Source organism: Rhodococcus pyridinivorans (genome assembly GCF_900105195.1).
GTDB classification, from domain to species: domain Bacteria; phylum Actinomycetota; class Actinomycetes; order Mycobacteriales; family Mycobacteriaceae; genus Rhodococcus; species Rhodococcus pyridinivorans.
Window position 1 is genome coordinate 1204579 of the sequence record NZ_FNRX01000002.1, and the last position, 20519, is coordinate 1225097.

Annotated in this window: 15 protein-coding genes; 7 read left to right on the forward strand and 8 right to left on the reverse strand. The window is 69.0% G+C overall.

What is annotated here, in order from left to right:
- Window positions 1-56: 56 nt before the first annotated feature.
- Window positions 57-1229 (forward strand): acyltransferase family protein, encoded by a 1173-nt coding sequence (locus BLV31_RS06340; protein ID WP_033096313.1) that lies wholly within the window; start codon window positions 57-59, stop codon window positions 1227-1229.
- Here the strand turns inward: BLV31_RS06340 and BLV31_RS06345 are convergent.
- The 4 genes from BLV31_RS06345 to BLV31_RS06360 form a co-directional block, all read right to left on the reverse strand.
- Window positions 1118-5404, reverse strand: coding sequence for an alpha-(1->3)-arabinofuranosyltransferase (locus tag BLV31_RS06345; RefSeq protein ID WP_064061925.1), 4287 nt, complete (start codon window positions 5402-5404; stop codon window positions 1118-1120). The genes BLV31_RS06340 and BLV31_RS06345 overlap by 112 nt on opposite strands.
- Window positions 5385-5558, reverse strand: a complete 174-nt coding sequence (locus BLV31_RS06350) for a DUF2613 domain-containing protein (RefSeq protein WP_006552672.1) — start codon at window positions 5556-5558, stop codon at window positions 5385-5387. Before BLV31_RS06350 ends, BLV31_RS06345 begins: the two co-directional genes overlap by 20 nt.
- Window positions 5559-5698: 140 nt before the next feature.
- The gene (locus BLV31_RS06355) at window positions 5699-6781 is read right to left on the reverse strand and encodes an isochorismate synthase (RefSeq protein WP_064061924.1); all 1083 of its coding nucleotides are present in this window, start codon (window positions 6779-6781) and stop codon (window positions 5699-5701) included.
- Between the two features lie 55 nt (window positions 6782-6836).
- Window positions 6837-7304, reverse strand: a complete 468-nt coding sequence (locus tag BLV31_RS06360) for a universal stress protein (RefSeq protein WP_006552670.1) — start codon at window positions 7302-7304, stop codon at window positions 6837-6839.
- 113 nt (window positions 7305-7417) lie between these two features.
- Between BLV31_RS06360 and BLV31_RS06365 the strand changes: the two genes are divergently transcribed.
- Both BLV31_RS06365 and BLV31_RS06370 read left to right on the forward strand, forming a co-directional pair.
- Window positions 7418-8596, forward strand: a complete 1179-nt coding sequence (locus tag BLV31_RS06365) for a glycoside hydrolase family 3 N-terminal domain-containing protein (RefSeq protein WP_024102046.1) — start codon at window positions 7418-7420, stop codon at window positions 8594-8596.
- 75 nt (window positions 8597-8671) lie between these two features.
- Window positions 8672-9280 carry a TetR/AcrR family transcriptional regulator gene (locus BLV31_RS06370; protein ID WP_006552668.1) on the forward strand — a complete coding sequence of 203 codons (609 nt, stop codon included), beginning with the start codon at window positions 8672-8674 and terminating at the stop codon, window positions 9278-9280.
- A 114-nt stretch (window positions 9281-9394) separates the two neighbouring features.
- Here the strand turns inward: BLV31_RS06370 and BLV31_RS06375 are convergent, their stop codons facing one another.
- Both BLV31_RS06375 and BLV31_RS06380 read right to left on the reverse strand, forming a co-directional pair.
- Window positions 9395-10252, reverse strand: coding sequence for a MaoC/PaaZ C-terminal domain-containing protein (locus BLV31_RS06375; protein ID WP_033096310.1), 858 nt, complete (start codon window positions 10250-10252; stop codon window positions 9395-9397).
- Entirely contained in the window at window positions 10253-11599 is a 1347-nt protein-coding gene (locus tag BLV31_RS06380; protein ID WP_072740558.1) for a 3-oxoacyl-ACP reductase, read from the reverse strand.
- A 124-nt stretch (window positions 11600-11723) separates the two neighbouring features.
- Between BLV31_RS06380 and BLV31_RS06385 the strand changes: the two genes are divergently transcribed.
- Together BLV31_RS06385 and BLV31_RS06390 are read left to right on the forward strand one after the other, a co-directional pair.
- Window positions 11724-13037 (forward strand): acetyl-CoA C-acetyltransferase, encoded by a 1314-nt coding sequence (locus tag BLV31_RS06385; protein ID WP_006552665.1) that lies wholly within the window; start codon window positions 11724-11726, stop codon window positions 13035-13037.
- A 230-nt stretch (window positions 13038-13267) separates the two neighbouring features.
- A complete protein-coding gene (locus BLV31_RS06390; protein WP_064062074.1) occupies window positions 13268-15799 on the forward strand; it encodes a VanW family protein in 2532 nt (843 codons plus the stop codon).
- Window positions 15800-16030: 231 nt separating this feature from the next.
- Here BLV31_RS06390 and BLV31_RS06395 read toward each other — a convergent pair whose 3' ends face one another.
- Both BLV31_RS06395 and BLV31_RS06400 read right to left on the reverse strand, forming a co-directional pair.
- Entirely contained in the window at window positions 16031-17866 is a 1836-nt protein-coding gene (locus BLV31_RS06395; RefSeq protein ID WP_006552663.1) for an acyl-CoA dehydrogenase, read from the reverse strand.
- Window positions 17867-17963: 97 nt separating this feature from the next.
- Window positions 17964-18572, reverse strand: a complete 609-nt coding sequence (locus BLV31_RS06400; RefSeq protein ID WP_064062073.1) for a class I SAM-dependent methyltransferase — start codon at window positions 18570-18572, stop codon at window positions 17964-17966.
- 163 nt (window positions 18573-18735) lie between these two features.
- Here BLV31_RS06400 and BLV31_RS06405 point away from each other — a divergent pair, with 163 nt between their 5' ends.
- Entirely contained in the window at window positions 18736-19758 is a 1023-nt protein-coding gene (locus tag BLV31_RS06405) for a beta-ketoacyl-ACP synthase III (RefSeq protein ID WP_006552661.1), read from the forward strand.
- A gap of 41 nt (window positions 19759-19799) precedes the next feature.
- The gene (locus BLV31_RS06410) at window positions 19800-20507 is read left to right on the forward strand and encodes an HNH endonuclease family protein (protein WP_006552660.1); all 708 of its coding nucleotides are present in this window, start codon (window positions 19800-19802) and stop codon (window positions 20505-20507) included.
- Window positions 20508-20519: the final 12 nt, after the last annotated feature.

Here is a 20519-nt window from a genome sequence, read left to right on the forward strand (position 1 = left end):
GTTCCGGGTGATCCTGCTCTGTCCACCGCTCCCGCGACACGGCACACTGGTGCCCGATGACCACTACCACCGACCGGAACCGCAGCATGAGCGGATTCCTTCCGGCACTCGAAGGAATGCGCGGTTTCGCCGCAGTGGGCGTGTTGATCACCCACGTCGCGTTCCAGACCGGCGCGGTGCACGACTCAGTGATCGGCCTGGTGTGGGCGCGGTTCGACCTCGCCGTCGCCCTGTTCTTCGCCCTGTCCGGTTTCCTGCTGTGGCGACCGCACGCCGCCGCGGCCCGCGCGCTCGGTCCGTCCCCCTCGACGACCCGCTACTTCCTCTCCCGCGCGACCCGCATCCTCCCCGCCTACTGGACCGTCGTGATCCTGGTGCTGTGGTTGCTGCCCGGCGCGGGCGGCGGCGCGACGGTGTGGTGGTCGAATCTCGCGCTCGTGCAAGTGTTCGTCCCACTGACCCTCACCGAGGGCCTCACCCAGATGTGGAGTCTGTCGGTGGAGGTGGCCTTCTATCTCGTGCTGCCGCTGCTGGCGCTGGCGGTGAGCGGGCTGCGCGGGGACGCCGCCCGTTACCGCGTCCCGCTGCTGCTCGCCGTGAGCGCACTGTCGCTGCTGTGGGCGTGGCTACCGGTCGGCACCCCCGACCACATCAACCACACCAACTGGCTGCCCGGCTACCTGCCCTGGTTCGCGGCGGGAATGATCCTCGCCGAACTCGTCACCGGCCCCGAGACGTGGATGCACCGCTTCGCGGCGCGGCGCACGGTGATGGGAGCGATCGCCGTCGCCGCCTTCGCTGCCGCCACCACCCCGCTGGCCGGACCGGAGACGCTCACCGATCTCGCACCCACCGAATATCTCGCCAAGATCGCCCTGGGCGCGATCATGAGCTTCGCCCTGCTCGCCCCGCTGACCCTCGCACCGCGCCGGCAGCACCGCGTCCTGGCGAGCCCGGCCGCACTGGCCGTCGGACGCTGGTCGTACGGCGTGTTCATCTGGCATCTCGCGGTGCTGTCGATCGTCTTCCCCGTCTTCGGGATCCCGGCTTTTGCGGGGCACTTCTGGTTCGTCCTGACGGTGACGGTCGTGCTGAGTCTGGCCGTCGCGTCCGTCAGCTACGCCCTCGTCGAGGAGCCGGCGCGGGCCGCCTTCCACCGCTGGGACAAGGCCCGGCGCGGTACCGCCGCCAGGCCCACCGCGACCACGCCGACGAGCGCCGCGAACTGAATCAGGAACGAGTGCCCGACATATCCGTCGGGTGATCGCCACGGCCCGGTGGACAGCAGCGCCATCGCCAGCATCGTCGCGCCACCCGCGGTGCCTACGAGCACACGCGACGCCAGGACGGGGCCGTGGCGCACCGCGAGCGCACCGATCCCCACCGCGCCGGCGACCGCGACGGCGGCACCGGCCCATCCCGCGAGGAGCGTCGCGGCGACCAGCACACCGGTCAGCGCGAGAACCGACGAACCCCAGGTGCGCGGCATCGGACCCGGATCCTCGACCCGCCGCCGCGGCCACACGGCCGCCGCGAACAACGGGACGAGCAACAGCAACCCGCCGAAGATCCCGAGCCGGTACCAGCGGTCGGTCGCGAACTCGAGTGTCAGCGTCTGCTCCGGCCCGGCCGGCACGATCCAGCCCTGCTGCCAGCCGTCCACGACGACCGGCGTCGCCACGGCACCGTCCGGGGTGCGCGCCACCCAGCCGACGTTGGTGCTCTCGGGCACCACCACGAGCCGGTCCTCGTCGCCCGCCGGAACCGTCACTTCGCGCAGGTTCTCCGTCCAGCGGCCCTTGTCGAGTTCCGTCGGCTCCGCGACGGGCGCGTCGGGACCGGGGACGTCGAGCCGAAGGCCCGAGACGACGAAGGCCGCACCGGGATCGACGTCGATGTCGACCCGGCCCGGGTTCATGCCGACGACGTCGGTGCCGCACAGTGTCGCGGGGACCTCCACGCCCGCCGCGAGATCGGCGACCCGCGCGGTGAGCGACGTGCGGTAGCTGCGTCCGTCGATCTCCACGACGGGTCCGCGCTCGCAGTCGACGGTCACCGTCTCGTCGTAGACGGATCCCTGTGCCCCGATCGGCCCGTCGTCGCCGAGCACCGACACCTCGGCGAGCCCGGGCGGGGTGAGTTTCGAGAAACCCAGCACTGTGCGATCGAGGGTGTCGCGCCAGTGCACCACGGTGAGTTCGATCCGGTCCGTGAGGTGCGGGGTCAGATCGACGATCGTGTCGTCACCGTCGAGTTCGCGCACCTGCGGTCCGTTGCCGAGATTCACCGCGACCCGCGACGGCGCGACCGGCAGCGCTCCCAGCGCCGTCCTGATCTCCAATCCCGTGACGCGTTGCTCCTCAGGAAGCTCCAGCGTGAGCGACGGCCGCGGCGCACCCGCTTCGAGCGAGCTCTCCTCCGCGGTCCACGACGTCCGCGGGTCGCCGTCGGTGAGGGCGAACGCCGAGCCATGCAGGTCGACGACGTCGGCGTCACCGCGCGCGACGACCCGATCCGAACGGTCCGCGAGGTCCTCGAGCGCCGGCCCGGGGCGCGCGCGCAGGAGCAGTTCCGGGCGGACCCAGGTCTCCTGCGGCACGTCCAGGGTGCGGGTGAACATGCCGGGTTCCTCGGCGGAGGTGGCGAGTCCCCGCGCGCAACGGACACGGTCGTCGGTGTCGACGCAGCTGCCGCGGCCGGGGAATTCCTGGCCGAGCTGCCATCCGCGTACCGCGGCGTCCTCGACCGGGCCCGGCACCACGATGCGGCGACGGATGTCGATCGGGCGTGGTTCGTTCCGGTCGGTGAAGTCCTCGACGACCACCTCGGTGAGACCGAACTGGTTGCCGACCGTGCCGCGTTCGGTGTGCACGGACGTGATGCGGATCCACGAGGTGGTGCCCAGCGGCAGCGCGACCGTCTGTTCGCGTCCCGGTTCGTCGACGCGCACCGCCGTGCTGCCCCGGTCGGTGGACACCTCGAGCCACTTGACGGGATCGCCGAGAGCACCGGAGCTGGTCGTCAGGTGCAGCAGACCCGCTTCGATCGGCCGGTCGAGGTCGAGCTGCAGCCACTGGCCGATCGCCGATTCGAGTCCGTTGCTGTGCCAGCCGGTCGTCGGATCGCCGTCGACCACCGCGGCCGGGCTGCTTGCGACCGACGTGCCACCGAGCTGGGTGGCATCCGACGCCGCGCTGGACACGCTGATGCGGGCGCCTTCCCATTCGGCCCGGACGAGTTCGGTGTCGGGCACCGGATAGTCGGGGACGGCGTTGTGGGTGCGACGCGGGTCGTCGGCGGTCCGGATCGTCGACGAATGATGGTCGACCTGCCCGTAGTCCGTCTCGCGGTCCGTCGGGGTGTCGGTGACCGTCACCTCGTCGACGGGCAGACCCGCGCGGGCCGCGTCGGCGGCGAGGAGCGTGGGACCGACGAACTCGGGCTGCGCGGTGTTGCGGCGCAGCAGCGCTTCGGGGCCGCCCTGCACGACCGGCACGTCGGCGATGTCCACGACGTAGGGACCGACGGGTGCCGCGGCGGGTTCGGCGACGCGGTAGATCTCCACGGCCGGATAGGCAGGTCGCAGGTCGGCGTCGGTGACGAAGTCGTCGGGGTTGTCGAAGACGATGTCGTCACCGAACTCGGCGACCCGCTCGATGCCCGGCGAACCGTCGAGCGCGCGATGCACGAGTGCCGGTCGCGCGGCGGGAGAGGTGTCGGGATCGAGGTCGTTGCGCACCACCAGGAAGCCGATGCCCTGACCGCGCAGGGTCGCGGCGAGACCGTCGGACGGGCGGCCGTCGGCGATGTCGCGTTGCACGGCGTCGAGGGCACGGATGGCGCCGGGTGGCACGAGCGGGACGGCGTCGCGCACCGCCCACGGCGTCGATGCGAGTGCCTGCAGCGGTTCGTCGCGGGTGAGCCCCCACATCTGGCTGCCGAACGGCGCGCCGGGAACGATGAGGGCGCGTTCGCCGCGCTCGCTCGTGTTGTCCTCGAGCCAGGCCGCCGTGGCGTGCCAGTGCTCGGGGACCTCGTCGAAAGCGCCGCGCGGAGCGAGCCGCCCGGTCCACGCGAGTGAGGTCGCGAGCGTCATCGCGACGAGGATCAGCGTCGTCACCGCGACCATCGGATTGCGTTCGGGATGCGCGAAGGCGTTCCGGGCACGCGTCCACGGCACCGATCCGGGCAGAGGAACGGCGCGCAGTAGGTGCGCGATCCCGAGCACGATCGGCAGTCGCACGAGCGGCTCGAGCTTGTGGACGTTGCGCAGCGGCGCACCGGCGGTGTCGAGGAACAACCGGACCTGCTCGGCGAACGGCGAGTCGAGCTGGCCGACGTAACCGACGCCCATGCCGACGAGACCCACCACGAGGATCAGGGTGAAACGACCGCGCGCGGGCATCGACCGCATCGCGAGACCGGCGAGACCGACCGCGGCCAGGGCGCCGGTGACGAGGACCGCGGCCGGTTGCGTGACGAGCACGGCGCCCGCGATGCGTTCGGGGGAGACGAAGGGCGTCCAGCTGCTGGTGCCGCGCAGCACCTCGGCGAGCGACGTCCATTCGGTGGTGACACCGGACGATTCGATGAAGTCGAGGAAGGGCGGACTGACGCGACCGAGCAGCAGCAGCGGCACCATCCACCAGGTCACCGCGACGACGCACAGCGGCAGCCACCACAGGGTGAAGCGCCACCAGCGCCGGTTCGGACGGTGCGCGGCCCACCACAGCGCCGCGACGAGACAGGCCGCGGCGGTCGCGACCGCGTTGATCGCGCCCATGAGCGCCACCGCCACGGCGGACTGCGCGGCGAGCCGGCGGGCCGAGCCCGGATTCTGCGTGTTCAGATACCGCACCAGCGGCAGCAGCACCCACGGCGCCAACATCATCGGATGTGCTTCCGACGAGATGGAACCGAGCGTCGTGAGGACGCGCGGGGACAGCACGAACACCGTCGCCGCGATCAGACGGGAGCTACGGCTCCCGATACCGAGGGCTTCGGCGAGGCGGACGAGACCCCAGAATCCGGCGACGAGCAGCAGCACCCACCACACCCGCTGGGTGATCCAAGGGGGGATGTGCAGCAGTTGACCCGCGGCGAAGAACGAGCCGTGCGGGAAGAAGTAGCCGTACGCCTGGTTCTGCACCTGCCCGAGCGGCGCCACACTGCTCCACTGGTGAGCGGCGCGCGTGAGGAATCCGATCGGGTTCTGCGTCAGGTCGTACTTGGTGTCGGCGACGACCAGGCCCGGAACCTGGGCGAAGGACAGGACCACCGCCACCGCGGTGACTGCGTACAGCCACCGGCGGGACAGCGGTTCGGCGGACGGGAGCTCCGTCTCGCCTCGGTACGTGCGTGAACTCGAAGCGTTGCCGGCGCCGTCAGCGGCTGCCGTACTCAACCTGGTTCAGGAGGGACGAATCGGCGTTGCCACTGCGATCGATCTGAGGGCGCGAATTCTCCTGCACAGCGGCCGTTACGCCGAAGACCGCCACGGCGCCGAGTACGGCACCGACGACCACGCTACCCAGGCCCGGTCCCAGGAACTTCCCCATTCCGTCTCCCCATCTCCAGTGACGCAGGCAGTCATCGCCGGCCGCCACGCTGTCTATCGGTCCGCGCCAAACTATCACCCCGGAAGGCGGTGGTGGACGGTGCGAGCCTCCGAGTCGATCTTTACCGTCGCCGCGGTGCGCTAGACGCCCAGTGCGCCGAGCAGTGTGCGCAGTTTCGCGGTGGTCTCGTCGAGTTCGGCGAGGGGGTCGGAGTCGGCCACGATGCCGCCTCCTGCCCAGGCCACGGCGCGTCGGCCGTCGGAACTGAGCTCCGCGCACCGGATGGCGACGAACCAGTCGCCGTCGCCTTGTTCGTCGCACCAGCCCACCGCGCCGCCGTAGAAGCGCCGGTCGCCCTCGACCCGGGAGATGACGTCCAGCGCGGCCTCGGTGGGGGTGCCCGCCACGGCCGGGGTGGGGTGCAGAACGTGGGCGAGGGTGAGCGCGTCGGTGTCGGGGTCGCGGAGGGTGCCGGTGACCGGCGTGGCGAGATGCCAGACATCGGGTGTCGCGGTGAGCTCGGGCTTGTCGGGGATGTCGAGGTCGCTGCACAGCGGGGCCAGTCGCGTGCGGATCCAGTCGACGACGTAACCGTGCTCGGTGAGGTTCTTGTCCGAGGTCAGCAGATCCTCACCGGCGCGGCGGTCCTCGTCCGGATCGGCCCGGCGCGCGGCGGTCCCGGCGAGGGGACGGCACGTGACGGTCTCGCCACGGCGGCTCACGAGCAGTTCGGGCGTCGCCCCGACCAGCGTGTGACCCCAATAGCGTTCGCCCGCCGCGCTCAGATCCAGCGCGTACGTCGCCGCGTCGGGATGGCGTTCGATCATGCGGGCCGCGAGAGCGAGCGGGTCGAGCGGTGCGTCGGCCTCGAGGGCGACCCGCCGGGCGGCGACGACCTTCTCCATCTCCCCGAGGGACATCTGCTCCACGAGCCGGCGCACCCGCTCGACGTGCACGCGGGGCAGTGGCAGTTCGGCGGAGATCCGCACCGGCGGCAGGTCCGACAGGTCGGGCGGGGCCTGCCACGGGCCGTCGAGGATCTCGACGTCGTCGGGCTGCGCGAGGGCCACCGGACGGTGCCGCGAGAACGGCAGTGCACCGACGACGATCGTCGCCTTACCGCTGCGGAGTGCCTGCGTGGCGGAGTGGACGTCGTCGAAGAACCGGCGGGTGCCGGTGGCGTGCACCGAGCGTTCGGTGCGCGAGAGCAGGAATCCGTCCATGGTGGATCGACAATATCCCTGCCCGCACCCGGCGCCGGTGACCCGGTGCGGGGCGTCAGCGACCCGGCGGCACGATCAGGACCGGCCGGTGACTGTGCCGGAGCACGTGATCGGCCACCGACGACTGCAACAGGGACCGCAGACCGGTGGTGCCGCGGGTGCCGGTGACGATGATGTCGACGTCCAGCTCGTCGGCGGCCTCGATGATCGCCGACCACACCGCGTTGACGACCTCGACGGTGCGGCCCTCGGCGTGCAGACCCACCGAGCGGGCCATCTCGAGCCCCTCGTCGTTGGTGATGCGCGCGTCGGACAGGGCGACGTCCTCGCTGTTCTCGTCGGGCACCCAGTCGGGTTGCATGACACCGGACAGGCCGGACATGCGGGCGGCCTGCCGGACCATCGGCTCCCAGGCGGTGACGACGACGGCACGGCACGACTCGAGGAAACGACCCGCATACTGCACGGCACGCTTCGAGTTCTCGGAACCGTCGTAGGCGATGAGGATCAGATCTGCGCCCACCGCGTACCCCCTGGGTCGGATTCGGATGCTCGGGTGCACCTTAACCCGCCGGAGCGTCCCCGGGGGAGGTTCGAGCTGTGGATCCGCGAGGTTCGTCCGCTACCGTCGGCACCATGCGGATCCGTCACACTGTCGCCGCCGTGCTCGCGGTCGCCCTCACCACCGCGGGATGCGGTTCGTCCGATTCGGGCGGCGACGACCCGGTCGAGACGACGTCCGACACCGCGCCCGCCTCGTCCACCACAGCGACCGCCACGACCACCGAGGCGACCGCGGCCGCGACGTCGGCGACCTGCGGCGACGATCTGCTCGCCCGGTTGACGCTGCGGCAGAAGCTCGCCCAGTTGCTCAACGTCGGGGTCACCGGAGCCGCCGACGCGCAGGCCGTCGTCGAATCCGAGCAGATCGGTGGCATCTTCATCGGCAGCTGGACCGACGCGTCGATGCTCACCGACCGTCTCGTGCCGCAGGTGGCCGCGCGGAGCGCATTGCCGCTCATGGTCACGATCGACGAGGAGGGCGGCCGCGTGTCGCGCGTGGGCGACCTGTTCGGGCCCGATCCGTCCGCGCGGGTGACGGCGCAGACGATGACGGTCGACGAGACCTACCGAATGGCGTTCGAACGTGGACAGGAACTGAAGTCGCTGGGCATCACGGTCGACTTCGCGCCGGACGTCGACGTGAGCAGCCAGCCCGACGACTCCGTCATCGGCGACCGCTCGTTCTCCGACGATCCCGAGGTCGTCACGCAGTACGCCGGCGCCTATGCGCGGGGACTGATCGACGCGGGCATCATGCCGGTGCTCAAGCACTTCCCGGGACACGGCTCGGCCTCCGGTGATTCGCACACCGGTGCCGTGACCACCCCACCGATCGAGCAACTGCAGCAGAGCGATCTTGTGCCGTACCGCAGCCTGGTCTCGCCCGAGGTGGGCGTCATGCTCGGCCACCTCGACGTGCCGGGTCTGACCGGCGGGCTGCCCGCGAGCATCAGCCCGGCAGCGGTGGACCTGCTCCGCTCGGGTGCCTACGGCGGCCCCGCCTTCGGTGGCGTGATCTTCACCGACGATCTGTCGGGGATGCGCGCGATCACCGACACCTACGGCATCACCGAGGCCGTCGAGGCCGCGATGGTGGCGGGCGTGAACCAGGCACTGTGGCTGACCACCGACGAGGTGCCCGCCGTGCTCGACCATCTCGAGCAGGTCGTCGCGGAGGGCACGCTCTCACCGGAATGGGTCGACGAGTCGGTACGGACCGTGACACGCGCGAAGGGCGCTCTGGACTGCTGAAATGTCGCAGGTTGCTTCGACCACAGGCTTCCTACCGTAGAGTAAGAACTTCATTCGAGGAGTCCGGGAGGAGTCATGGCGGGCGGAACCAAGCGACTGCCGCGTGCGGTCCGCGAGCAACAGATGCTGGACGCCGCCGTCGAAGTGTTCTCCGAGCACGGTTTCCACAACACATCCATGGACGCCATCGCGGCGCGGGCGTCGATCTCCAAGCCGATGCTCTACCTGTACTACGGGTCGAAGGACGAGTTGTTCGCGGCGTGTATCGCCCGCGAAGGGCAGCGGTTCGTCGAGGCACTCACACCGGCGGGCGACCCCACCCTCGCCCCGCGTGAACAACTGCGGGTCGCGCTCGAGTCGTTCCTCGGCTTCGTCGACGAGCACCGGCCGTCGTGGATGGTCCTCTATCGTCAGGCGCTGTCGCAGCAGGCCTTCGCGCCCCAGGTGCAGGGCAGCCGCGACCGGCTGATCGAACTCACCGCGCACTTGCTCGAATCGAGCACGCGCGATCCGGAACCCGACACGAACTTCACGATCATGGCCGTCGCGCTCGTCGGTGCCGGTGAGGCCGTCGCCGACCGCATCGCCGGCGGTGAGATCGATGTGCAGCAGGCAGCGGATCTGCTCGAGAACCTCGCATGGCGCGGTCTCGCGGGACGCAAGCGCTCCGATCAGATGCACTGATCCGTCCCGCCGGGAACACCTCGGCCACAAGGATATTCACCGCACGAGGGTTCGGGCGGGGCGGGACGCCCCCATCGCGTCCCGCCCCGCCCGAAATCTCGGTGATTCCCCGCCCTACCGCAGGGTGGCGGTCAGGTGCGGGTACTGCTTCTTCGGATGCCGCAGTGCGAGATCCCATCCGTCGGCGACGTGCTGCGCGTACAGGCTCAGCGACGACGGCAGCAGGACCGGCTTCCCGAATCGCACCGCGTAGGTCACCTTGCCGGGGATCCGTCCCTCGACGGCCGAGAGGGTGGCCGCCGCGCTCCACATGCCGTGGGCGATGGTCTTCGGGAATCCGAAGGCCTTGGCGCCCAGGGTCGACACGTGGATCGGGTTGCGGTCACCGGAGACCGCCGCATAGCGGTCGATGACCTTCTGGTCGACCCGCAGTGTGGAGGTGGGGACCGGGGGGATCTCCTCCTCCTTCGGCTCCGGCTTGGGCTGACCCGACAGCGACGTGCGCTGCTGGTGCAGGAAGGTCGACGTCTGCCGCCACACCAACTCGCGTCCGACGTTGACCTCGCTGACGAGATCGACGAGCAGGCCCTTACGGTGTTCGCGCATGTTCTCCGCGTGCACCGCGATGTCGAGCGGCTCGGTGACCGAGATCGGCCGGAACTGCTCGATCACGTTCTCGGCGTGCACCGAACCGACGGCGGCGAACGGAAAGCCCTTCGACACCATCAGTTTCATCACGAGCGGGAACGTGAGGATGAACGGATAGGTCAGCGGCAGGCTGTCGCCGAACCGCAACCCGCACACCTTGGTGTACTCGGCGAGATCGTCGGGATCGACCTTCAGCGACCGCAGGACCAGGACGTCGTCGGGCAGACTGTCGCCCGACGCGCCCACCACGGGCAGCGCCCCGAGTACGGCCCGGCTGTAGATGTCGAAGGTCGACGGCAGCGAGGGCAGTTCGATCCGTGCCATCTAGGCCCCCAGCATGGACTGGCCGCACACGCGCACGACCTGCCCGGTCACGGCGCTCGACGCGGGGTTCGCGAACCACGCGACGGTCTCGGCGACGTCGACGGTCTCACCGCCCTGCTGCAGCGAGCTCATCAGACGACCGGCCTCGCGGGTGGCGACCGGGATCGCGGCCGTCATGGCGGTCTCGATGAAGCCCGGAGCGACGGCGTTGACGGTGATCTTCTTGTCGGCGAGCGCCTCGCTGGTCGCCTGGACGAGGCCGATGACACCGGCCTTCGAGGCGCCGTAATTGGTCTGGCCGCGGTTACCGGCGATACCGGCGATCGACGACACGTCGATGACCCGGCCACCCTCCTTCAGCGCGCCCTTCTCGACGAGCACGTCGGTGATCTTCCGCGGGGCGATCAGATTCACGCCCATCACGGAATTCCAGCGAGCGGCGTCCATGTTGACGAGCAGCTTGTCGCGGGTGATGCCGGCGTTGTGGACGATGATGTCGGCGCCGCCGTGACGCTCGAGCAGGTGAGCGGCTAGCTTCTCGCCGGCGTCGGGGGCGGTGACGTCGAGCGCGAAGGCGGTGCCGCCGACCCTGTTGGCGGTCTGGGTCAGCGCGTCGCCTGCAGCGGGGACGTCGGCAGCGACGACGGTCGCGCCGTCGCGGGCGAGGACCTCGGCGATCGTCGCGCCGATGCCGCGGGCCGCGCCGGTGACGACCGCGACCTTGCCGGCAAGCGGGCGCTCCCAGGACTCGGGGGCCGTGGCGTCACCCTCACCGATGCGGATCACCTGGGCGTCGACGAAGGCCGACTTCGCCGAGAGCAGGAAGCGCAGCGTCGACTCCACGCCGGACAGGCCGGTCGCGGCCTTCGGGGAGACGTAGACGAGCTGCACGGTGGCACCGCGACGCAGTTCCTTGCCGACGCTGCGCGTGAAGCCCTCGAGGGCGCGCTGGGCGATGCGCTCGTCGACCGACCCGGCCTCCTCGGGCGTGGTGCCGAGGACGACGACGCGGCCGCTCGGGGCGAGATTGCGCAAGGTGGGCTGGAAGAACGTGAAGAGCTGTTCGAGCCCCGCGGGGTCGGTGATGCCGGTAGCGTCGAAGACGAGTGCGCCGAACTTCGTGTCGGACGGCTCGGCGAACGTGTAGTCGCTCAGGAGGTTGCGGATCGGTTCGACCAGGCGGCCGTTGCCGCCGAGCAGGACGGGGCCGGGGAGCGGGGGCTCGCCGGGCTGGTAGCGCCGGAGCTTCTCGGGCTGTGGCAGACCGAACTGCTTGGCGAGGAACGCTCCGGGTGCGGACGAGATGAGCTGGGCGTAGAGCTTGGGTGCGCCCTTGGCTTCGGCCACGATTCCACCTTCTTCGATTCGGTCGTCGGTGCAGTGTTCGACAGCAAGCGTGTTCGACAACAAACTTACCCGTGAGTAAGAATAGTAGCCAGAATTCGAATCCGTCCGAAACCGGGAGACACCAGTGACCACCAAAGCCCGTTCCACGCAGCAGCGCCGTGTCGCCGTTCTCGGAGGCAACCGGATCCCGTTCGCCCGGTCCGACCGCAAGTACGCCCGCGCGTCCAACCAGGACATGTTCACCGCCACCCTCGACGGTCTCGTCGGCCGCTTCAACCTGCAGGGTGAGCGCCTCGGTGCCGTCGTCGGCGGTGCGGTCCTCAAGCACGCCCGCGACTTCAACCTCGTCCGCGAGAGCGTGCTCGGCAGCGCGCTGAGCCCCTACACCCCGGCCTGGGATCTCCAGCAGGCCTGCGGCACCGGCCTGCAGTCGATCATCGCGGTCGGCGACGCCATCGCCGCCGGACGGATCGAGGCGGGTATCGGCGGCGGCGTCGACACCACCTCCGACGCCCCGATCGCCGTGAACAACCAGCTCCGCGAGTTCCTGCTCTCCCTGAACCGGGCCCGCACCACGGCCGACCGGGTCAAGCTGCTCGGCAACGTCCGCCCGTCGATGCTCGGCATCGAGATCCCGCGCAACGGCGAGCCGCGCACCGGCCTGTCGATGGGTGAGCACGCCGCGATCACCGCCAAGGAATTCGGTGTCTCCCGCGAGGCGCAGGACGAACTGGCCGTGGCGAGCCACCGCAACATGGCCGCCGCCTACGACCGGGGCTTCTTCGACGACCTCGTCACCCCGTTCCTCGGGCTGACCCGCGACGACAACCTGCGTCCCGACTCGTCGGTCGAGAAGCTGTCGACGCTGAAGCCGGTCTTCGGCACCAAGCTGGGCGACGCCACCATGACCGCCGGTAACTCGACGCCGCTCACCGACGGCGCGTCGGCCGCGTTGCTGGCGAGCGAGGAGTGGGCCGCCGAGCGTAAGCTCCCCGTGCTCGCCTACCTCGTCGACTCCGAGACCGCCGCGGTCGACTACATCCACGGTGGCGACGGGCTGCTCATGGCACCCACCTACGCCATCCCGCGCCTGCTGCAGCGCAACGGCCTGACCCTGCAGGATTTCGACTTCTACGAGATCCACGAGGCGTTCGCTTCCGTGGTGCTCGCCACCCTCCAGGCGTTCGAATCGGAGGAGTACTGCAAGGGCAAGCTGGGCCTCGACGCCCCGCTCGGCTCGATCGACCGCAGCAAGCTCAACGTCAACGGCTCGTCGCTCGCGGCCGGCCACCCGTTCGCCGCGACCGGCGGCCGGATCGTGGCCTCGCTGGCCAAGATGCTGCACGAGAAGAAGCAGGAGACCGGCAAGCCCGTCCGCGGCCTGATCTCCATCTGCGCCGCAGGTGGACAGGGCGTGACGGCGATTCTCGAGGCCTGATCGACACCCCTCGGAAGTCGTTGAGAGAAATAGTTCCGTTCGGTGTGTAACGCTCCGCGACGGACAGCGATAGACCCATCGACCCCGCGCTGCTGCCTGACCCCCGACCTGGTAGCAACGCGGGGTCTTCGCATTCCGGGCGCAGCCGCTCTGAACCGGGGCACTACCCTTGAAAGCAGGTAGTCGGCGCGCGAATTCGAAGGCGTGCCCAGCTTTGCGAAGGGATCTGGGTGAGCGGCAGCAACGGGACCGACGAGTCCCCTCACGAGCACGACGACGCACGGACCGAGAACATCGGTTCGTCGCCGGAATCCGCTCGTGAGGGTGAAGGCGCGTCGGCTCCTACCGAGCGGTTCGAAGCGGTCGATCCTCACCGGGAGGTGGCCGAGGCGAAGGCGAGCAGTGTCACCGAGTCGCAGGCGAGCAGTGTCACCGAGTCGCAGGCGAGCAGTGTCACCGAGTCGCAGGCGAGTGATGTGACCGAGTCGCAAACCGAGGCCACGGCTGCCTCGCAGGCTCCCACAGAGGTCCGAGCCGATGGCACGAACCAGGCGGCTCCCACCGGTGCTGACGAACCCCCGACCCAGAAGGTCCATCCCTCGGAGGAGCCCACCGCGGTCATCCCGGTCGTCGCGCCGGGAAACCGGGCACCGGGTGACGGATCGTCCGCCGCCACCGATCGGCTCCTCCGTTTGCAGGGGGAACAGAACCCGGCACAGCCCGGTCCCGAACAGGCGGGGGCTCCCGTCCCACCCACGTCGACGGCAATGCCCTCGGCCGCCCACCCACCGCAGGGCGACCAGCCGACCCAGCAGATGCAGGCGGGTCCGCCGCCGCAGGGACCGCCTCCTGTCACTCCTCCGCCCACCGGCGGACCGCGAGGTTCCGGCGGAGACGGCGACGAACCGGGCAAGCCTGGATCGAATCTGCCCCGGCGCACGATCGCGCTCGTCGTCGGTGGCGTCGTCGCACTGTTCGCCGTGTTCTACGTGGCCGATCTGGCGTTGTCGTCGGGCAAGGTGCCGCGCGGTGTCACCGTCGCAGGTGTCGAGATCGGCGGCATGTCGCTCGACGCGGCGGAGGCAGAGCTCACCGAACAACTGACGCCGCGGCTCGACATGCCCGTCGACGTCACCGCCGGCGACACTCAGGGGCAGATCGTGCCCTCGGAGGCCGGGATCGGGATCGACTGGCCCGCGACCCTCGACCAGGTGGGTTCGCAGCCGCTCAATCCGTTCACGCGACTCGCGTCGTTCTTCGGGAACGACGAAGTCGGCGTGGTCTCCACACGCGACGAGGTCGCCCTGTCCGCAGCCATCGAAAAGGCCGCCGCTGCCGCCGCGCACGAACCGCGCGAGGGCAACATCGTCTTCGAGGACGGCACACCCGTTCCGGTGACGCCGCAGCCCGGCCAGCAGCTCGACGTCGCAGTCGCGGGCGACGTCTTCGCCGAGCGCTGGCCGTACGGTGATGTCTCGCTGCCCGTCGAGAGCGTCGACGTCACCGTCACCCGCGAGGGCCTCGACCGGGCGCTGGCGGAGGTCGCCGTTCCGGCCGTGGCACAGGATCTGGTCGTCCGGGGACTCGACGGGGCCGTCGGTGTGCTGCCGCGCGATGCGGTGGGCGCTGTCCTGTCGTTCGTGCCGGACGGTTCGGGCGGACTCGAACCGCAGTACGACACCGAGGCCGCGATCGGCATCCTGGCGCCGCAGCTCGCCCCGTCGGAGACCGAACCGAAGGATGCGCGGATCGTCCTCGACGGTGGTCGTCCGACGATCGTGCCCAGCGAGACCGGCGAGATGGTCGACTGGCCCGTCACCCTCGAGAGGTTGCCCGACCTGCTGAAGGAAGCGGGCGACCGCAGCACCGACGCGGTGTACAGGAAGGCCGAACCCGAACTCACCACCGAAGGCGCCGAGAAGCTCGGCATCAGGGAGGTGGTCTCGGAGTTCACCACCAGCGGCTTCGAATACGCTTCCGGCGTCAACATCCGGCTGGCCGCGCAGGAGATCAACGGCGCCATCGTGAAGCCGGGGGAGACCTTCTCCTTCAACGACTACACCGGTCCGCGCGGTGCGGCGCAGGGGTACATCGAGTCGGGCATCATCGAGGCCGGACGTCCCGGTAAGGCCGTGGGCGGTGGCATCAGCCAGCTCGCGACCACCCTCTACAACGCGACCTACTTCGCCGGGATGGAGGACGTCGAGCACACCGAGCACAGTTACTACATCTCCCGGTACCCGGCGGCCCGCGAGGCCACGATCTACGACGGCGCCATCGACCTGAAGTTCCGCAACCCGTTCGACACGGGCGTCCTGATCCAGACGATCGGCACGAGCTCGGACATCACGGTGCGCATCTGGGGCACCAAGACCGTCGACGTCCAGTCGGTCACCGGCAACCGCACGAACTTCACCTCGCCCAACACGATCACGTTGCCCGCCGGTTCGGCCTGCATTCCGTCGAGCGGCGCGCAGGGCTTCACCGTCACCGACACCCGGATCGTCACCGACGCACGGACGGGCGCGCAGATCTCGAGCGCGACCCGAACGGTCCGGTACGACCCGGTCCCGATCGTGAAGTGCATCAGCCCCGAACCGAAACCGAGCGACGAGCCCTCGGGCGGCGGCGACGCGACCTCCGGCGACACCGGATCGGAGGACGCCGAGGCCGAGGACGCACCGGCGCCCGCACCCGAATCGCCTGCGGCCGAAGCGCCGGCAGTCGAGGCACCTGCAGCGGGTGGAACCGAAGAGGAGTAGCGGACGTCCTCGAAACTTCGGGGAGGTTGTGTGCGGTTCCGGTGAAGGAACACGCACACAACCTCCCCTTACTTCGTCACTCCGGAAGCGGCACCACGTCGGGGATCTGGCCGTCGAGGAGGCGGAGCTGCTCCCGAGAAACGACGAGACCGACGTCGTGTGCGAAATCCGTGGGGGAAATCGCGCACAACGTCGGTCTCGTCTATCGCGCTACCGCCGTGAGCGGTTCGATCAGAACGCTGCTTCGTCGAGCTCCATGATGTCGAGGTCGACGTCGGTGATGATCTGACGCGCGACGCTCAGCTCCGGCAGGACGTTCTTGGCGAAGAAGGACGCGGCCGCGACCTTGCCCTCGTAGAACGCCTTGTCCGAGGCATCGACGCCGGCGTCGAGCGCGGAGAGAGCGATCTCGGCGTGCTCGAGCAGCAGCCAGCCGATCATCAGGTCGCCGAACGCCTCGAGGAAACGGACCGAACCGAGGCCGACCTTGTACAGCTCGGTGGGCTGTTCCTGCGCACCCATGAGGTACTGGGTGAGCGTCGCGACCATCGTCTGGGTCTCGCCGAGCGCGGTGGCCAGGAGCGTGCGCTCCTTCTTCAGACGCTGGTCGGCGTCGTCGCGCTCGACGAACTTCTTGATCTCACCGGCGATGTGGGCGAGCGCCACGCCACGGTCGCGGGCGATCTTGCGGAAGAAGAAGTCCTGCGCCTGGATGGCCGTGGTGCCCTCGTACAGCGAGTCGATCTTCGAGTCGCGGATGTACTGCTCGATCGGGTAGTCCTGCAGGAAGCCCGAACCGCCGAGGGTCTGGAGCGAATCCTTCAGGTACTGGTAGGCCCGCTCGGAGCCGCAACCCTTGACGACCGGCAGCAGCAGGTCGTTGATGCGGTGCGCGAGAGCGGCGTCGGCACCCGAGACCTGCTCGGCGACGACGTCGTCCTGGTGCGCCGCGGTGTACAGGTACACGGCGCGCAGGCCCTCGGAGTAGGCCTTCTGCATCGCCAGCGAACGCCGCACGTCCGGGTGGTGCATGATCGACACGCGCGGGGCGGTCTTGTCGGACATCTGGGTCAGGTCGGCGCCCTGGATGCGCTCCTTGGCGTAGTCGAGGGCATTGAGGTAGCCGGTCGACAGGGTCGCGATGGCCTTCGTGCCGACCATCATGCGGGCGTGCTCGATGACGTCGAACATCTGTGCGATGCCGTTGTGGACCTCGCCGACGAGCCAGCCCTTGGCCGGAACGCCGTGGCCACCGAAGGTGACCTCGCAGGTCGCGGAGGCATTGAGGCCCATCTTGTGTTCGACGTTGGTGACGAACACGCCGTTGCGCTCGCCCAACTCGTCCTTCTCGAAGTCGAAGTGGAACTTCGGGACGAAGAACAGCGACAGGCCCTTGGTGCCGGGGCCGGCGCCCTCGGGGCGGGCGAGGACGAGGTGGAAGATGTTCTCGAACAGGTCGTCGGAGTCGGCCGAGGTGATGAACCGCTTGACACCTTCGATGTGCCAGGAGCCGTCGTCCTGCTTGATCGCCTTGGTGCGACCGGCGCCGACGTCGGAACCGGCGTCGGGCTCGGTGAGGACCATGGTGGCGCCCCAGCCGCGCTCGACGCAGGTGGCGGCCCACTTCTTCTGCTCATCGGTGCCGTTGTCGTAGAGCACGCCTGCGAAGGCGGGGCCGGCCGCGTACATGAAGGCCGCGGGCTGGGCGCCGAGCATCATCTCGTTGACGGCCCACAGGAGGCTGCGCGGTGAGTCGGTGCCGCCGAGCTCCTCGGGGATGCCCATGGACCAGTAACCGGCGTCCCACCAGGCGCGGAACGACTTCTTGAACGGCTCGGGAAGCGACACCGAATGGGTCTCGGGGTCGAAGACCGGCGGGTTGCGGTCGGCGTCGGCGAAGCCTTCGGCTGCCGGCCCCTCGGTCAGTGTCTTGACCTCGGCGAGGATGCCGCGCGCGGTGTCCTCGTCCAGGTCGCCGAACTTGCCTGCTTCGAGGACCTTCTGAATCTTCAGGAACTCGAAGAGGTTGAACTCGAGGTCGCGGAGGTTGCTCTTGTAATGGCCCATGTCGTCGGTGTCTCCCAGTGTGGTGCGGTCCAGCTGGCTTCAAGTACCGCCCAAGTTATTACTCGTCGGTAACATCTCCATGTTACTCGTCGGGCAACTAACTGCCAAGAGGTGGTTTGCTCGCCACGACGAGCGCGTCGATCGCGGTTCCCGCATCGGTTTCCCGATATCGCCGTTCGGCAATCCTGATGTCCAATCTGCTGTCGATTTCCTCGACGAGATCGGTTGGTGTGTAGAGGATTTCCTTGTCCTGGGGTCCGCCCACTCCTTCGTGGGGATTTATTGCGTCGTGCCCCAGGAATATGAGGATTCCTTCAGGTTTCAGTGAATTGATCGCGTGGTCGAGAAGCGCCTTCCGCTGTGGCGGAGGAAAATGCAGGAAGACCGAGAGGATCAGGTCATACTCTCCGTCGAACGAGTCGGTCGTCACATCCGCGCGGACGTAGCGGAGCCGGTCTCGTGAGCGGGACGGCGCCTGCGCAGCGACCTGCCGGGCCTTGTCGAGGGCGACCTCGGAGAAGTCGACGCCCACGACTTCCCATCCGCGCGTCGCCAACCACAGGGAGTGACGACCTTCACCGCAGCCGAGATCGAGGGCGCGACCGTGCGGTAGCGACGTCACGTGTTCGACGATCACCGGATTGGGCGGCGCGCCCCAGATCAGTTCCGACGCCGCGTACTTCTCGTTCCAGGCCTGTGCATCCATGACCGCGACGCTAGCCTCGCGTGGCGATTGGGACCCCCGCTTGCGGTGAGGGTTACGGAAGCGCATCGTCGGGGTAGCGCTGTGACGAAATCGTGACCTGCGATATCGTTGACCGGATGCGATGTGCCGACACGCGGTACGTCGAGGAGGAGGAGTTCGTCTGATGGGTGCACAGATCGCTGTCCCTGCCCCGCTGAGGAACAGCGCGCTGCTCGGTCTGGGTGTGCACCGCCCCGAGCGCATCGTCACCAACGACGAGATCTGCCAGCAGATCGACTCGAGCGACGAATGGATCCAGTCGCGGTCCGGCATCAAGGAGCGCCGCTTCGCGAAGCAGCATCCGGAGGAGTCGGTCGTCGACATGGCGACGAGCTCCGCCGAGCAGGCCCTCGTGGCCGCCGGCCTCACGGGTGCGCAGATCGACACCGTGATCGTCGCGACCTCCACCTACCCCTTCCAGACCCCGCAGGCCGCGGCTCTCGTCGCCGACCGCATCGGCACCGGCGGCGCCGCGGCGCTCGACATCCAGGCCGGCTGCGCGGGCTTCTGCTACGCCCTCGGTGTCGCCTCCGATCTCGTGCGCGCCGGAACGGCCGAGCACGTGCTCGTCGTCGGTGTCGAGCGCATGAGCGACACCACCGAGCCCACCGATCGCTCGGTGCGCTTCATCTTCGGCGACGGTGCCGGTGCCGTGGTCGTCGGCCCGTCCGACGAGGTCGGCGTCGGTCCCACCGTCTGGGGCTCCGACGGTTCGCAGGCCAACGCGATCCGTCAGGAACCCGACTGGGTCGATTTCGCCACCAACCCGGACCAGAAGCGTCCCTGGATCATCATGGAGGGCACCGCGGTCTTCCGCTGGGCCGCCTTCGAGATGAGCAAGTTCGCCCGGCAGATCGCCGACAAGGCCGGCGTGGCCCTCGCGGACCTCGACGCCTTCGTCCCGCACCAGGCCAACCTGCGCATCAACGACGTCATCGTCAAGCAGCTCGAACTGCCCGAGACCGTCGCGGTCGCCGACGACATCATCGAGACCGGCAACACCTCCGCCGCGTCCATCCCGCTGGCGATGGAGAAGATGCTGCGTACCGGCCAGGTCGGGGTCGGATCCACCGCGCTGCTCCTCGCGTTCGGTGCCGGCCTGTCCTATGCGGGCCAGGTCGTGAAGATGCCCCCGCTCGCGAAGTAGGAAGCAGCGGTAGCAATACGACTTCGTAGCAGTATCGACATATGGCGAGTATTCGCACGTCGTCCGTTCCCCGTTGGGTCTGGATCCTGTGCTTCGTCGTGGTCTCCGTGGCCGTCGTCCTCCTCGAACCGATAGGGGACGACGAGCCGGGCGGTACCGGCGGGGGCACGGTCGAGAACCCCTCCGAAGCCCTCGAGGCGCTGGAGGCACTGCCCGTCCGGCCCGCCGAATCGCAGAGCGGCTACGACCGCTCACTGTTCGGCTCGGCGTGGACCGACGAAGTGACCGTCGACCTGGGGCGCAACGGCTGCGACACTCGTAACGACATCCTGCAGCGCGATCTCGTCGACGTCTCCTTCGAGCCCGGGAAGAAGCAGTGCACGGTCACTGCCGGCACGCTCGAGGACCCGTACACGGGGAAGACGATTTCCTTCCGTCGCGGGGTCGAGACCTCGTCCGCCGTGCAGATCGACCACGTCGTCGCCCTGTCGGATGCGTGGAAGAAGGGCGCCCGCCATCTGGACGACCAGCAGAAGCGGAATCTTGCGAACGATCCGCGCAACCTGATTGCCGTCGACGGCCCCACCAACCAGGGCAAGGGCGACTCCGACGCGTCGGAGTGGCTGCCGCCGAATACCGCCTTCCATTGCGAGTACGTCGTGCGGCAGATCGAGGTGAAGACGACCTACGAACTGTGGGTCACCCAGGCTGAACACGACGCGATGTCGCGGATCCTCTCCTCCTGCTGATACCGCTTCCTG